Raw genomic sequence first — 13,164 nt, 5'->3', positions numbered from 1 at the left:
GGCGGGACTCAGCCGAGCTGCTCGTCCACGAAGCACCAGCGCCAGTCCTCGCCCGGCTGGAAAGACTTGATCACCGGGTGGCCGGTCTCGCGGAAGTGCGCGCTCGCGTGCTTGGCCGGCGACGAGTCGCAGCAGCCCACGCGGCCGCAGGTCAGGCAGAGCCGCAGGTGCACCCAGTCGCGGTGGCCGGACTCCAGGCAGTCCTGGCAGCCTTCCGTGCTCTGCGGCTCCACGGTGCCGGCTTCGGCGAGATGCGTACAGGTGCTCATTACGGTCAGTCCTCCGTCGTTCGCTGCAGCAAAGACTCCTCCAGGTCCAGGTCGCGCTGGGCCCGGCGGAGCACCTCCTCGGCGATGCGTCCCTCGTCGCGCGCGGTACGGAACACCTCGCGCTCCGCGTCGATCATCTCGCGGCGCAGCCGACCATACGCCTGGGACGGCGTTTCCGTACCGCCACCCAGCCTTTCCCATGCCTTGTTGTTGCGGTGGTCGGCGAGCTCCCGAAGCCGCTCGACGGTGGTGGGCGGAGCGCCCTCGGCGAGCTCGTCCAGCCGGTCGCGGGCGGCGCGGCTGGCCCTGTTCTGTATCGCCGCCTCGGCCAGCGTGTCCTGCGTCGGGTCGTCCGGCGGGACCTTGAGACGCCGCGCGTACCAGGGCAGGGTCGCGCCCTGCACCACAAGCGTCACCACGATCACCGCGAACGCGAGCCACACGAACAGCTCCCGCGGGTACTCCACCTCGCTGGTCTCCGGCAGGGCGAGCGCGGCCGCCAGCGTCACCACCCCGCGCATCCCGGCCCAGCCGATCACCGCCGGGTAGCTGGCCGAGGGCACCGGGTCGCGCTGGCGCATGCGGGGCACGAGCCGCGCGGCGTAGGTCGCCGGGAAGACCCACACGAACCGCACCACGATCAGCGTGAGCACGACCACCGCGGTGACCCACACGACCTCGGTCCACGGCTCGTCCAGGTCGCGCACGATCTCGCGCAGCTGCAGCCCCACCAGCAGGAAGACCATGCCCTCCAGCAGGAACCGGGCGATCCGCCAGAACCCGTCGGTCTGCAGCCGGGACGCCGCGGACATCAGCGTGGGCATCCGGTGGCCGAGGTAGAGCCCGGCGACCACCACGGCCACGACGCCCGACGAGTGCACCGCCTCGGCCGGCAGCACGATCAGAAACGGCGTGAGCAGCGACAGCGCCGTGTCGATCAAGGGGTCCTTGATCTGCTTGTGCAGGAAGGCGATCAGCAGCGCGCCGGCCGCACCGATCGCGATGCCGCCGCCCGCGGCGAGCGCGACGTCGGCGGCCACGTCGAAGAAGCCGACCGCGGCACCCGTCGCGGCGGCGACGGACACCCGCAGCATCACCAGCGCGGTGGCGTCGTTGACCAGGCTTTCGCCTTCGAGGATCGTGACCAGCCGCCGGGGCAGCCCGATCCGCCGGGCCACCGCGGTGGCGGCGACCGCGTCGGGCGGCGCGACCACCGCGCCGAGGGCCACGCAGAGGGAGTACGGCACCTCGGGCAGCAGCAGGTGCAGCACCGTGCCGACGGTGAACGCGGTGAAGACGACCAGTCCCACCGCGAGCAGCAGGATCGGTCGCAGGTTGTACCGGAAGGCCGGCACCGACATCTCGATCGCGGCCACGTAGAGCAGCGGCGGCAGGATGCCGACGAGCACCAGCTCCGGCTCGAGGTGCACCTCGGGCGCGAACGGCAGGAACGACATGCCCAGCCCAGCGATCACCAGCACGATCGGCGCCAGCAGCCCCAGCTTGCGGGCCAAAGCAGTGCCGATAACCGCGATCGCCACCAGCGCGACGATCTCGCCCAGCCCATCCATGCGCTGAAGCTTATGCGGCGATCGGCGTGTCACCTCAGCCGCGCGGGAGTTCAGCGGATGGGGGCTCCGGCACACACCGGTCGTTCGTTAAAGTAGTCAGGCCGTTGCTGTCCGCCACCGAGACATCGGGGATGCCGCGATGCGCCGACGCTGGACGACCATCCTGTTCGCCTTGGCCGCGATCCTGGCCCTGGCCTGCGAAGAGGGTGGCGCGGGTGCGCGGCCCAGCGCCACCACCAAGCCGTCCACCAGCAAGCTTCCGTCGTCGATGGCCGCCCTGGGCGACTCGATCACCGCTGGGCACGGCGCCTGCATCACGTTCGCCAGGTGTGGCCGACAGTCGTGGTCGACCGGCGAAAGCGGCCTTGTCAACAGCCACTACCGCCGGCTGCGCGAGGACAACAAGGCGATCAAGGGACACGCGCACAACTACTCCGAGGCCGGCGCCCGGGTCTCCGGCCTGCGTGCCCAGGCCGACAAGGCGGTCCGCGCCAAGGTGGAGTACGTGACGGTCCTGATCGGAGCCAACGACGCCTGCCGCGGCGCGCTCGGCGACATGACGCCGGTCGCCGGCTTCCGGCAGGACCTCGACGCGGCCCTCGGCAGTCTCAAGCGCGGGTTGCCCAAGGCGCGCGTGCTGGTGGTGAGCATCCCCGACCTCAACCGCCTCTGGGAGATCGGGCACAAGGAGGATCGAGCGGTGAAGGCGTGGGCGCGCGGCACCTGCCCGACGCTGCTGGCCAACCCGACCTCGATGGCCGAGGCCGACGTCGACCGCCGGGCCGCGGTGGCCAAGCGGGTCGACGCGTACAACGGCCAGCTCGCCGCCGCCTGCAAGGCGTACGGCAAGCAGTGCACCTACGACGGCGGTGCCGCCCACCGGGTCCGGTTCACCCTCGACATGATCAACCGCGTCGACTGGTTTCATCCGGACTCGGACGGTCAGGGCAAGCTCGCCGAGGTCACATACCCTCGCCGCTTCGCTGCCTAGGCACCCGGGGCGCCTGGCGGTAGAGGGCCACCGTGCGCTGGGCCAGGTCCTTGGTCGCCGCCGAGTTTGCCCAGGTGCCGAAGACGACGCCGGCCCCCGGCACCACCTTGGCGACCATGCGCTTCGCGGCACCGACGCCGGCCATCTGGGCCAGCTTTACGCTGAGCCGCAGAAACGTGCGGCCGGCCGCGCTCGGCTGCCCGAAGAGCGCACCGGCCCGCTCGCGTCCCGCGGCCACGCCCAGCGCGGTGCGCGCGGTCTCGGCGACCTTGTGCACCTTCTGCAGGACGAGCAGGTCGGTGGCCCGGTCGCTGTGCGTCGGGTCGATCCCGTACGCGGCGGCGACGTGCAGCACCATCCTGGCCTGGGTCCAGGCCAGCACGCCCACGTCGACCACCGCGCCGGGCAGACCGGCGGCGCCGGAGACCGCGCCGGAGAGGCGGGCCAGGTTGACGAAGCGGCGGGTGGCGCGGCGCGCCAGCTCATCCGGGGGTACGTCCGGCTGCCGCGCCCGCGACTGCTCGGCCCAGCGTTTCGCCTCGGGACCGAGGCGCCGGACCGCCTCAAGGGCAAGATGCTCCGGCGCGTACTGCGGGTCGCTCTTCATGCGGTCCCACAAGCCGGCTGGCGGCTCGGTGGGTCCGTCTTCCGCGGTTGGCTCCTCTGACGCCGCGGCCGGCGGCTGAGGTTCGGTCACGGATGCCTCCGGGGGGCGAGGGGGGTCGTTCCATAGTGCCCGGAGCCGACCACCCCTCGCTCATCCCGGGGGTCATCCGTTGGCGACGCCCTGCTGGAGCAGCGCCTTCACGACGGCGTTCGCGGCACCCTCGTGCTTCGCGTACGCCTCTGGAAACGCCGAGACCTGCACGGCCTGCGCGGCGTAGGTCAGCGGCATCGTGTCCCACCCGGGCACCTGCATGAGGCCCTGGTAGAACTTCGTCGCGGCGTACTCGGGCTGCATCAGGCTCGCCACCGGGCCCCAGCCGGAGCTGGTGCGCTGCTGGAAGAGGCCGACCGAGTCGTGGTCCCAGCCGGTGCCCTGGTGCGGGTACTGCTTGGACTCGGGCAGCACCTCGCTGGCCCGGTTGAGCAGGGTGCTCTCCTGCATCGCGGTCGCCACGGCGATCACCATGCCGCGCTGGGGCACGCCGTTCTTGGCGCCGGCCCGCACGATCGCGGCGGCGTTCTCGGTCTGCACCTGCGAGAGGCCGGCGACGGGGGCGAGCTTGGCGGGCGCCTTCTTCGGCGCGGGCTTCTGGACGGCGGCGGGGGCCTTCGCCGCCGGCTTCTGCGCCGCGGCACCGTCCTTCGTGGACTTCTTCTGTTCGGTGCCGGCCGCCTTGGCCGACCCGGCGTCGGCGCGCTCGGCACGGGAAGCCGGGGCCTCGGCGGCCTCGGCACGCTGCGCCTCGGCGTGCGCCGCGGCCATCGGGGAGAGGGCGGTCACCGGGCCGCTGGTGGCGGCGCCGGTCTCCGCGAACGCGGCGAAGCCGAGCACACCGATGATGCCGGTGGCCACGGTGACGCGGAGCTTGCGGGAGTTCAGCTGGGCGCGTACCTGCGACCAGTCACGGGAGCGCAGCCACGCGGGCGCATCGGTCGCCCACCGCTTCGCGCGCTCCTCGACTACTGAGGGCAACGTGCGTACCCATGACGGAACGTGAAGCTCACGAGAGGCACGGTGCCGTACGGAGGACCCGCCATCAGCCGAACGGTTGGTGCTCGCTGCGGCGGCGGACTGGGGGAACTTGGTGTCGTCGTCACGCATCAGGCGACCTTAGAGGGCCTTCCCCCGATCACACACAGTGATTTTGTGACGCCCACCACTTCAGCGGGCCGCCAAAACGGTCACCGAGCGTCACGAACGGGCCTCACGGCAAGAACCTCGCCAGACCGGCAAGTCGGGTATGCCCAGAGAGTCCTGACATGAGGGTAGATATCCTCCAAGTTCAATGATCAAAGAGCGACATACCTCGACCTCGTACGTTCGGCGGATGCCCCCTCAACTCACCGCAATCCGTACGGGGGAACGGATTTCAACACCCCGTAGTCGGCAGTGGACGCACTGTAGTTGCCGGTCGTGCGGCTAGGGTCAGGCGGGTGCGTGACCTCCGCCACCTGCCGAAGGCCAACCTCCACCTCCACCTGACCGGCTCGATGCGCCCCGAGACCCTGGCGGAGCTCGCGGATCTCTACGGCGTGCCGGTACCGCCGCCGCTCACGCCCGGGATGGCGCACGGGTGGGCCGCGTTCCAGACCCGCTACGACGCGGCGCGCGCCGCCCTGCGTACCGCCGACGACATCGCCCGCGTCGTGGCCGAGGCCGCCGCGGGCGACGAGGCGGACGGCGCGGGATGGCTGGAACTGCAGGTCGACCCCACGTCCTACGCCGAGCGGCTCGGCGGCCTGGAGCCCGTGGTGGAGGCGGTCCTGGCCGGCGCCCGCGGCCGCGCGATGGGGATCGTGCTGGCCGCGAGCTGGGCCCGCCCGCCGGCCGTCGCGGAGGAGGTGGCCGCACTCGCCGCGCGGTACGCGAGCGCCGGTGTGGTCGGGTTCGGACTCTCCAACGACGAGCGCCGCGGGCGGGTGGCCGACTTCGCGCCGGCCTTCCGGATCGCGGCGGACGCCGGGCTGCTGGCCGTGCCGCACGCCGGTTTCTACGAGCCGGCCTGGCACGTCCGCGACTGCGTGACAATGCTCGGCGCGCACCGGATCGGCCACGGCGTCACCGCCGCGGGAGACCCCGGCACGCTCGACCTGCTCGCGGCGAAGGGCGTCGCGCTGGAGGTGTGCCCCACGTCATACCCACCGCTCGGCGTCATCGCCGACTTCACCGCACTCCCCTTGCGTACCCTGCTCGACGCCGGCGTCCCGGTGGCCCTGGGCAGCGACGACCCGCTGCTGTTCCCGGGCGGCCTGCACCGGCAGTACGAGATCGCCCGGCACGAGCTGGGCTGCACCGACGCCGAGCTGGCGGAGCTCGCGCGGCAGTCGGTGGCGGCCTCGGCGGCGCCGGCGGCGGTACAGCGGCGGCTCGCGGCGGGAATCGACGCCTGGGTCGCGGGGGTTTAATTACGGAGTAAGCAATCGTCCCGAGGAGGACCGGTGCTCGATCCGCGTGACCTGTACGAACTGGTCGACGACATGCCCGAGCTGGGCCGGCCGGTCCTGGTGCAGGCGCTGAGCGGCTTCGTCGATGCGGGCAACGCCGTGCGCCTTGCCCGCGAGCACCTGCTTTCGACCCTCGAGTCCCGCCCGGTGGCGACCTTCGACATCGACCAGCTGCTCGACTACCGCTCCCGCCGCCCTCCGATGATCTTCATCGAGGACCACTGGGAGTCGTACGAGGCGCCCAGGCTGGAGCTGCACCTGCTGCACGACGACGCCGGCACGCCCTTCCTGCTGCTCACCGGCCCTGAGCCGGACCTGCAGTGGGAGCGTCTCGTGGCCGCGCTGATCGAGGTGGTCGAGCAGCTCGGCGTCAGCCTCACCCTCGGGCTCAACGCGATCCCGATGGCCGTCCCGCACACCCGCCCGACCGGCATCACCGCACACGGCACCCGGCGCGAGCTCGTCGCGGGCTACGAGCCGTGGCTGCAGCGGGTCCAGGTCCCCGGGAGTGCCGGCCACCTGCTGGAGTTCCGCCTGGGCGCCAAGGGGCACGACGCGATGGGCTTCGCCGCCCACGTGCCGCACTACCTGGCCCAGGCCGAATACCCGCCGGCCGCCGAGCAGCTGCTGACCTCGGTCTCCAAGTCCACCGGGCTCCTGCTGCCGACCGAGGGCCTGCGCCAGGCCTCCGAGTCGGTGCGTGCCGACATCGACCAGCAGATCGCGCAGACCGCCGAGGCGGCCGAGCTGGTGCGGGCCCTGGAAGAGCAGTACGACGCGTTCACCCGCGGCCGCCAGCGCGGCGCCAACCTCCTCGCGGACAGCGGCCCGCTGCCCACGGCCGAGGAGCTCGGTGCCGAGCTGGAGCGCTTCCTCGCCGAGCAGGGCAAGTCGGGAGACTCAGGGTCGGGTCAGTGACCAGGCCCGCACGCCGCCGATGATGCCCGCGGTGTTCGGCACGATCACCACGTCGTCACCCATGCGGGTCAGCTGCTCGGGCCGGATCCGGCGAGCGTTGCCGCCACCGATGTAGAGGCGGTCCCACAGGAAGACCGGGCGGAGGCCGTCGACGATCGCCCGGATCCGCCGGGACCAGAACGCGTCGCCGAGGCGGCGTCGCTCGTGCTCGCCGATGTAGGTGTCGTAGCTCATCCCCCACCGCACCGGCGCCTGGGACAGCTCAAGGTGCGGCGCGAGGATGCCGCCGTCGAAGAGCGCGCAGCCGAGCCCGGTGCCGAGCGTGAAGACAAGCTCGAGGCCGGTGCCGGCGACCACGCCGGCACCGTGCACCTCGGCGTCGTTGAGCACCAGGGTGGGCAGGCCGAAGGCGTCCTTCAGCGCGGTCCGCGCGTCGAAGCCGGCCCACTGCCCGACAAGGTCCACATCCACCTTGGTACGCGGACCGTTGCGCGTCACGTAGTGCGGGGTCGCCACCACCACGCCGTGCCTGATCATGCCCGGCATCCCCACGGTGACCCGGTCGGCGGTAGGCAGCTTGCCCGCCAGGTCGCTCAGCGTCTGCACGAACAGGGTCGGCGGCAGCGGGTACGGCGTGGGCACCCGCACCGGCTGGGCGCGCATCGTGCCCGCCTCGTCGAGTACGGACGCCTTGATGCCGCCCCCGCCACAGTCGATCGCCAGCGTGGTAGTCACCCCGCCAGTCTGCCTGGCGGGGTGACCATGGGCAGGGTGGATCAGCCCGCCACGCCGTCGTGCGGCGGCACCTCCACGGTCCGCGCACCCGGCTCGCCACCGAGGATGATCTTGCGGAGCGAGGCGTTGTTGGTGCGGTTGGACTCGTGCAGCTTGGCCTCCGGGTTGGCGGCCACCTCCACGTAGTACGTGCCGTTGGGCAGGTCGGTGATGTCGAACGACTGCCCCGGCAGGTACTGGGCGTAGGTGTCACCGTTGCCCACGTCGAGCACCTGGCGCACCGCTATCGAGTTCTCCCGACCACAGGACGTGTGCAGCTCCGTGTTGTCCGGACGCCAGTTGGCCCGCGCGAGCGTGTAGTCGACCGCGTCGGTGTTGGCCAGGCAGAAGGCCTCCTTGCCGCTGCGCACCGCCACCTGCTGGTCGGCGTCGAGCAGCCGGTACTGGGCGAAGTCGGTGAAGTGCCAGTGGTTGTGGCCGTCGCGCGGGTCCCACTCCATCGTCCCGACCTGCGCGTACCCGGTCTGGTTGCCGTCCGCGTCGTAGAAGTACTGGTACGCGTCCATGATGTCCTCGCCGGTGCGCCGGAAGCCGTCGACCACGAGTGAGGACTGCCCGGCCACCCACACCGTCGCGTTGAAGGAGAGGTAGTCGTGCCCCTCCTCGCCGTCGTACGCGCCGATCTCGATGCCCCACGCGGGCAGCGAGCGCAGGTCAGGCTTCGGGCCCGCGGGCACCTTGCCCGCGCCGGCCGGGCGGACGGCCGCTGGCGTGAACGGCGACCCGGTGCCGCCCGCGGCGTGCGCGGCGTGCTCGCCGGCCTCGTCCGGCGCGACCCGCCGCGGCCTGTCGAAGTCGATGTCGCGGACCGTGACCTGCACCGTCGCGCTCGACTGGTCGGCCGGGATGCCGAAGAGCTTGCTGTACCGGGGGTTCACCGTGACCGTCGCGGTGTAGGTGCCCTCGGCGAGGTCGACCGGTTCCGAGTCGTACCACGGGGTGGACGCCGGCACGCTCCAGCCGGCCTGGATCCCCCACACGCCGCCCAGAGTGAACGGGTTGCCCGAGCAGGACCTCGGGTACGGCGAGGTGTCCGGCGCGTCGGGCCGGGTGCGCACGCTTTCGCCGCTGGGACACCACGTCTCGTCCCGCTCCACGACCACCGCGCCGGTCGAGTCCACCATCCGCAGGTGGGTGAAGCCGCTGAACCCGGTGAACCGCTCCACCAGGCCGGCCGGCAGCCGCTTGGTGCCCGAGGCCGTGACCTGCTTGACCACGATCGGGTCCGCGTACGACGCGCGCTTGGCCCGCACCTCGAACGGTGTCGCACCGGCGACGATGTGCGTCGGGAGCTCCAGCCACACGCCCTCGCCGGGGTAGCGGTCCAGCGTCACCGAGCCGGTCGCGGCCGCCAGGCGAAGGGGCGGTGCGGCGGGCTCCGCGTTGGCGGCCACCGCGCCGCCTCCCGTCGCCACCAGCACCGCCCCCACCGTGAGCAGGCGCAGCAGTCTTCTGTTCAACGTGTCCTCCCCGTTCTGTCGTGAGTGGACCGAGCGGCCCACCCACATAGACAGACGCGAGTCGGACGTACCGGCGTTGCTCAGGCGTTGGTACAGACCGTCCCGTTTAGACGGAACTCCGCCGGCCGGTTGTTGGTACCGCTGTAGTTGGCCTGGAAACCGAACGTCTGGCTGCCGTTCGTCGGGATCGCGCCGTTCCACCCGACGTTCCGCGCGGTCACGCCGGTGCCACTCTGTGTCAGCTGCGTGTTCCAGGAGTTGGTGATCTGCTGGTTGCCGCCGAATGTCCAGGTGAGCGACCAGCCGTTGATCGCCGCGGCGCGGTTGGTGATCGTCACGTTAGCCGTGAAGCCGTTGCTCCACTGGTTCACCTGGTACGCCACCGTGCAGCTGCCGTTCACCGGCGGCGACGTGGGCGGAGTCGTCGGCGGCGTGGTGGGTGGCGTCGTCGGCGGGTGGTCGGCGGCGTCGTGGGTGGCGTCGTTGGCGGCGTCGTTGGCGGCGTGGTCACGGTGCCCACCGGCGGGAAGCGCAGCACCCGGTCGTCGTCGGCGGCGGGCTGGCCGCGGCCGTCGCGGTTGCTTGTCGTGACCCAGAGCCAGCCGTCGGGGCCGACGGCGACGGTGCGCAGCCGCCCGAACTGCCCCTGCAGCCGCGCGGTCGGGCTCCCCGTGACGCCGCCGCTGCCGTTCAGCGTGACCTGCCACAGCCGGGTGCCGCGGAGGGCGGCGACGAAGAGCGCGTTGCCGTCGATGGCCGCGCCGCTGGGCGACGCCTCGGCGGTGGTCCACTGCACGATCGGGTCGCGGAAGCGCGAGTCACCGGCCCGCCCCTCGACGGTCGGCCAGCCGTAGTTGCCGCCCGGCACGATGTAGTTGACCTCGTCCCACGTGTTCTGCCCGAACTCGCTGGCGTAGAGCCGCCCGGACGAGTCCCAGGCCAGGCCCTGCACGTTGCGGTGGCCGAGGCTGTACACGAGCGAGCCGGCGGTGGGGTTGTCCGTCGGGGTGCTGCCGTCCGGCCGCATCCGCAGGATCTTGCCGTTGCGGCTCTGCGCGTTCTGCGCGTTGGCGGTGTTGCCCGCGTCGCCGACGCCGGCGTACAGCATGCCGTCCGGCCCGAACGCGATCCGCCCGCCGTCGTGGATGCTCGCCCTGGCCAGCCCGGTGAGGATCGGCGACTGGGTCTGCGGGTTGGCCAGCGTGAAGCGGACGATGCGGTTGTCCGAGGCGGAGGTGAAGTACGCGTAGATGAAGCCGTCCTGGGCGTACGTCGGCGAGACCGCGAGCCCCAGCAGGCCGGCCTCACCGGTCGCCGAGACGCCGCTGATCGTGGCCACCTGCTGCGCGGAGCCGCCGCCGGGCGGGATGCGCAGGACCCGGCCGCTGTTGCGCTCGCTGACCAGTGCGCTGCCGTCGGGCAGGAAGGCCAGCCCCCACGGAACGGTGAGCCCGCTCGCCGCGACCTGCGGGGCGGACCAGTTGAAGTTGCCGTTGGCGAGGGTGGTTATCGGACCATCGGCGCCGGCATTGGCCGCGACGGCCACGCCAGCACCGCCGGCGGTCGCCACGAGGGCGGCAAGGGCGATGACGATTCGGGTACGCACGGCGATCTCCTAGCTGCTGAGCTGGTCCCCGCGGCTGCGTATACAGCGATCGCCGTCAATCTATCACGCGTTCTTGGTCTCCACGAGCGACGCGAACGCGACGATGTTGTCCTGGTACCCGATGCTCCCGCCCACCCACTGGCCACCGCACGTGATCAGGCGCAGGCCGGGTCGCGTGTAGTCGCCGTACACCCGGTCGGCGGGCAGCTTGGACTTGCCGAAGCGCTCCACCGAGTTGACCTCGAAGATCGCGATGGAACGGTCCCGGCGGGTGATCTCGATCTTGTCGCCGGCCTTGAGCTTGGGCAGGGAGAAGAACACGGACGGGCCGTCCTTGGTGTCGGCGTGGCCGACGATCACCGCTGGTCCGAACTCGCCCGGTGTGGGGCCGCGGTCGTACCAGCCGGCCTCGTTGTGCCGGTGCAGCGAGGGCACCGAGATCGAGCCGTCGCCCGCGAGGCCGACGCCGTGCACCGGCGCCTTGACGTCGATCGAGGGGATCTCGATGCGGATCGGCCGGCTCGGGTCGAGCACCGGAAACTCGCGCGGCGGTGGGGTGGAGTCGCCGGACAGCGCCTCCCAGAGACCGGTCTCCTCGGTCAGCCCGGCGCCGACGGCAAGCACGCCGGCCAGCGCGACCACGATGGCGATGGGACCGGTGAACCGCGACGCGGCCATCGGTCAGGTCGTCTCGGCGCGGCGCCGGCGCAATGTGTACACCCCGAGCAGGGCGCCGACGGCGATCGCGACAACGCCGCCGCCGACCAGAAGGCCGCCCGAACCGTCGTCGGCCATGCCGCCGAACCCGGTCGCCGGGCCTTCACTCGGCCGCCCGCCCTCCAGCACGTTGAGCCGGGCGGTGGCCGACTCGCCGCCCTCGCAGGACAGGCGCACGGTGTAGCGGCGGGCATCCTTCTCGGCGGGCACGGTGACGGCCGCGGTCAGCACGTCGAACTGGGGGTACACCTTGACCTCGCCGAACGCCTCCGACTCCACAGTGGCCGGTTTGGTGTTGTCGTCGCAGCTCGCGCGGATGCCGACCAGATATCCAGCCTGGACGGTCGCGGGGTTGAGCTCGACGTAGGTAGCCGCGGCGCGCGCGGGCGCCGCGGTGGACAGGACCACGGCCACGACGGCGGCGGCCGCTGCGATGGCGCCGCGTCCTCCCATGGTCGGATTCTCCCCGTGATCGAGGCGTCCTTCAAGTCGCCTTCTCGGAGGGTGGTCCGGCCCGGGTGGACGCGGCGCCGCCGGTTTCTACGAAGCGGTGCAGGTGGGAGTGGGTGCCGTGTTGCTGCCGGTCCAGCTCGCGATGAATCCGAAGGTCGCCGTGGCGTTGGGGCCGATCGCGCCGTTGTAGCCGGCGTTCGTGACGGTCACAGTGGATCCGCTCTGCGTGTACGAGCCGCCCCACATCTGGTTGACCTGCTGCCCGTTGGCGTAGGTCAGGCGCACGGTCCAGCCGCGGGTCGCCGTCGTGCCGTTGTTGCGCACGGTGACCTCACCCTGGAAGCCGCCCGGCCACTGGCCGGCGATCCGGTACGTCGCCGTGCACCCGAAGCCCGTCGACGGGCCGGTGGTCGGCGGCCCGGTCGTGGGCGGCGCGGTGGTCGGCGGCGCCGTCGTGGGCGGCGCGGTGGTCGGCGGGGCGGTGGTGGGCGGCCCGGTCGTGGGGTCACGCCACCGAGCGCGGCCGCGAGCGCCGGGTACCACTTGTCCGACATCTTCTGGTCGCCGGCCGCGTTGGGGTGCACCCCGTCGTACGTGTCGGTGGCGGTGTTGAAACCGGCCCACTGGTCGACCACGGTGATCGGCGACTGGCTCGTGGTCTTGCTCGCGGCCCAGGCCGGGATCGCGTTGTTGAACGACACCACGCGCTGCCCGCACTCGGCGCACTGGCTTGTGCCCATCGGGATGATCTTCGCGACCAGGATCCGCATGTTCGGGTTGCTGGCCCGCATCTGGTCGACGAGCTTGGAGAACGCGGCCAGGATGACGTCGTTGGAGCGGTTGCTCCACACGTCGTTGGTGCCGAAGTGCATCATCACGATGTCGGGGTGGGTGGCGGCCAGCCACCCCACCAGCTGGTTCTGGTCGGCGACGTTCGTGGCCAGGAAGCCGCCGTGCCCCTCGTTGTCGCCGTCGTGGGCCACGCCGCAGCCCTGTGGCGGGAGCGTGCCGACGAAGTCGACGTTGGTGAGGCCGCTGCTCTGCAGCCGGTTCCACAAGATGGCGCGCCAGCAGCCTGGCGAACCGGTGATCGAGTCGCCGAGCGGCATGACCCGCACCGCGGCGGCCGCGCTGGCCTCCGGGGCGGCCGTCACCTGCTGGGCAGCGATGAGCGCGACGACGGCCGTCAGGCCGGCGAGCAGGGACCTTCTCCACATGGGCTGCATTGAAACATGTGGATACATCACAGCTCAACCGGTTCAGGAACTAAGTT

General features: G+C 71.7%; 15 protein-coding genes. 3 read left to right on the top strand and 12 right to left on the bottom strand.

The features are described from left to right. Positions 1-8 precede the first annotated feature (8 nt). A complete protein-coding gene (locus tag Phou_RS48675) occupies positions 9-269 on the bottom strand; it encodes a UBP-type zinc finger domain-containing protein (RefSeq protein WP_173071310.1) in 261 nt (86 codons plus the stop codon). A 5-nt stretch (positions 270-274) separates the two neighbouring features. Beyond that, positions 275-1,840: a Na+/H+ antiporter gene (locus Phou_RS48670; protein WP_173071308.1), complete on the bottom strand. Its 1,566-nt coding sequence runs from the start codon at positions 1,838-1,840 to the stop codon at positions 275-277. A gap of 139 nt (positions 1,841-1,979) precedes the next feature. Between Phou_RS48670 and Phou_RS48665 the strand changes: the two genes are divergently transcribed. Further along, positions 1,980-2,831 (top strand): SGNH/GDSL hydrolase family protein, encoded by an 852-nt coding sequence (locus Phou_RS48665; RefSeq protein WP_173071306.1) that lies wholly within the window; start codon positions 1,980-1,982, stop codon positions 2,829-2,831. Here the strand turns inward: Phou_RS48665 and Phou_RS48660 are convergent. Together Phou_RS48660 and Phou_RS48655 are read right to left on the bottom strand one after the other, a co-directional pair. Then, positions 2,803-3,528: an EcsC family protein gene (locus tag Phou_RS48660; RefSeq protein ID WP_246274766.1), complete on the bottom strand. Its 726-nt coding sequence runs from the start codon at positions 3,526-3,528 to the stop codon at positions 2,803-2,805. The two genes, Phou_RS48665 and Phou_RS48660, sit on opposite strands and share 29 nt — an antisense overlap. A gap of 72 nt (positions 3,529-3,600) precedes the next feature. Continuing rightward, entirely contained in the window at positions 3,601-4,470 is an 870-nt protein-coding gene (locus Phou_RS48655) for a hypothetical protein (protein WP_173071304.1), read from the bottom strand. Between the two features lie 461 nt (positions 4,471-4,931). Here Phou_RS48655 and add point away from each other — a divergent pair, with 461 nt between their 5' ends. Continuing rightward, positions 4,932-5,903, top strand: coding sequence for an adenosine deaminase (gene add, locus Phou_RS48650; RefSeq protein WP_246274764.1), 972 nt, complete (start codon positions 4,932-4,934; stop codon positions 5,901-5,903). Between the two features lie 33 nt (positions 5,904-5,936). Continuing rightward, positions 5,937-6,860 (top strand): proteasome assembly chaperone family protein, encoded by a 924-nt coding sequence (locus tag Phou_RS48645; protein WP_173071302.1) that lies wholly within the window; start codon positions 5,937-5,939, stop codon positions 6,858-6,860. On the opposite strand, the gene Phou_RS48640 is transcribed toward Phou_RS48645, so the two are convergent. The 8 genes from Phou_RS48640 to Phou_RS48610 all read right to left on the bottom strand — a co-directional run bounded on the left by Phou_RS48640 (position 6,843) and on the right by Phou_RS48610 (position 13,108). Next, positions 6,843-7,595 (bottom strand): ROK family protein, encoded by a 753-nt coding sequence (locus Phou_RS48640; RefSeq protein ID WP_173071300.1) that lies wholly within the window; start codon positions 7,593-7,595, stop codon positions 6,843-6,845. The genes Phou_RS48645 and Phou_RS48640 overlap by 18 nt on opposite strands. Before the next feature lie 41 nt (positions 7,596-7,636). Continuing rightward, positions 7,637-9,115 (bottom strand): lysyl oxidase family protein, encoded by a 1,479-nt coding sequence (locus Phou_RS48635; RefSeq protein WP_246274762.1) that lies wholly within the window; start codon positions 9,113-9,115, stop codon positions 7,637-7,639. Between the two features lie 80 nt (positions 9,116-9,195). Further along, positions 9,196-9,516, bottom strand: coding sequence for a cellulose binding domain-containing protein (locus Phou_RS48630; protein WP_173069237.1), 321 nt, complete (start codon positions 9,514-9,516; stop codon positions 9,196-9,198). Next, positions 9,513-10,721: a PQQ-dependent sugar dehydrogenase gene (locus Phou_RS48625; RefSeq protein WP_173071296.1), complete on the bottom strand. Its 1,209-nt coding sequence runs from the start codon at positions 10,719-10,721 to the stop codon at positions 9,513-9,515. Before Phou_RS48625 ends, Phou_RS48630 begins: the two co-directional genes overlap by 4 nt. Before the next feature lie 63 nt (positions 10,722-10,784). Then, the gene (locus tag Phou_RS48620) at positions 10,785-11,399 is read right to left on the bottom strand and encodes a class F sortase (RefSeq protein ID WP_173071294.1); all 615 of its coding nucleotides are present in this window, start codon (positions 11,397-11,399) and stop codon (positions 10,785-10,787) included. A 3-nt stretch (positions 11,400-11,402) separates the two neighbouring features. Continuing rightward, on the bottom strand, positions 11,403-11,891 hold the full coding sequence (locus Phou_RS48615) for a hypothetical protein (protein WP_173071292.1): 489 nt from the start codon (positions 11,889-11,891) through the stop codon (positions 11,403-11,405). An 87-nt stretch (positions 11,892-11,978) separates the two neighbouring features. After that, positions 11,979-12,215, bottom strand: a complete 237-nt coding sequence (locus Phou_RS54160; protein ID WP_246274760.1) for a cellulose binding domain-containing protein — start codon at positions 12,213-12,215, stop codon at positions 11,979-11,981. Beyond that, complete coding sequence (locus Phou_RS48610; protein WP_246274758.1) at positions 12,167-13,108, bottom strand: SGNH/GDSL hydrolase family protein; 942 nt, start codon at positions 13,106-13,108, stop codon at positions 12,167-12,169. The genes Phou_RS54160 and Phou_RS48610 overlap by 49 nt, the downstream gene beginning before the upstream one ends. Between the last annotated feature and the right edge of the window lie 56 nt (positions 13,109-13,164).

It is taken from the genome of Phytohabitans houttuyneae (genome assembly GCF_011764425.1).
GTDB lineage: Bacteria > Actinomycetota > Actinomycetes > Mycobacteriales > Micromonosporaceae > Phytohabitans > Phytohabitans houttuyneae.
Note: the sequence above shows the minus strand (reverse complement) of the source record. Positions and strands in the feature narration are given on the sequence as shown.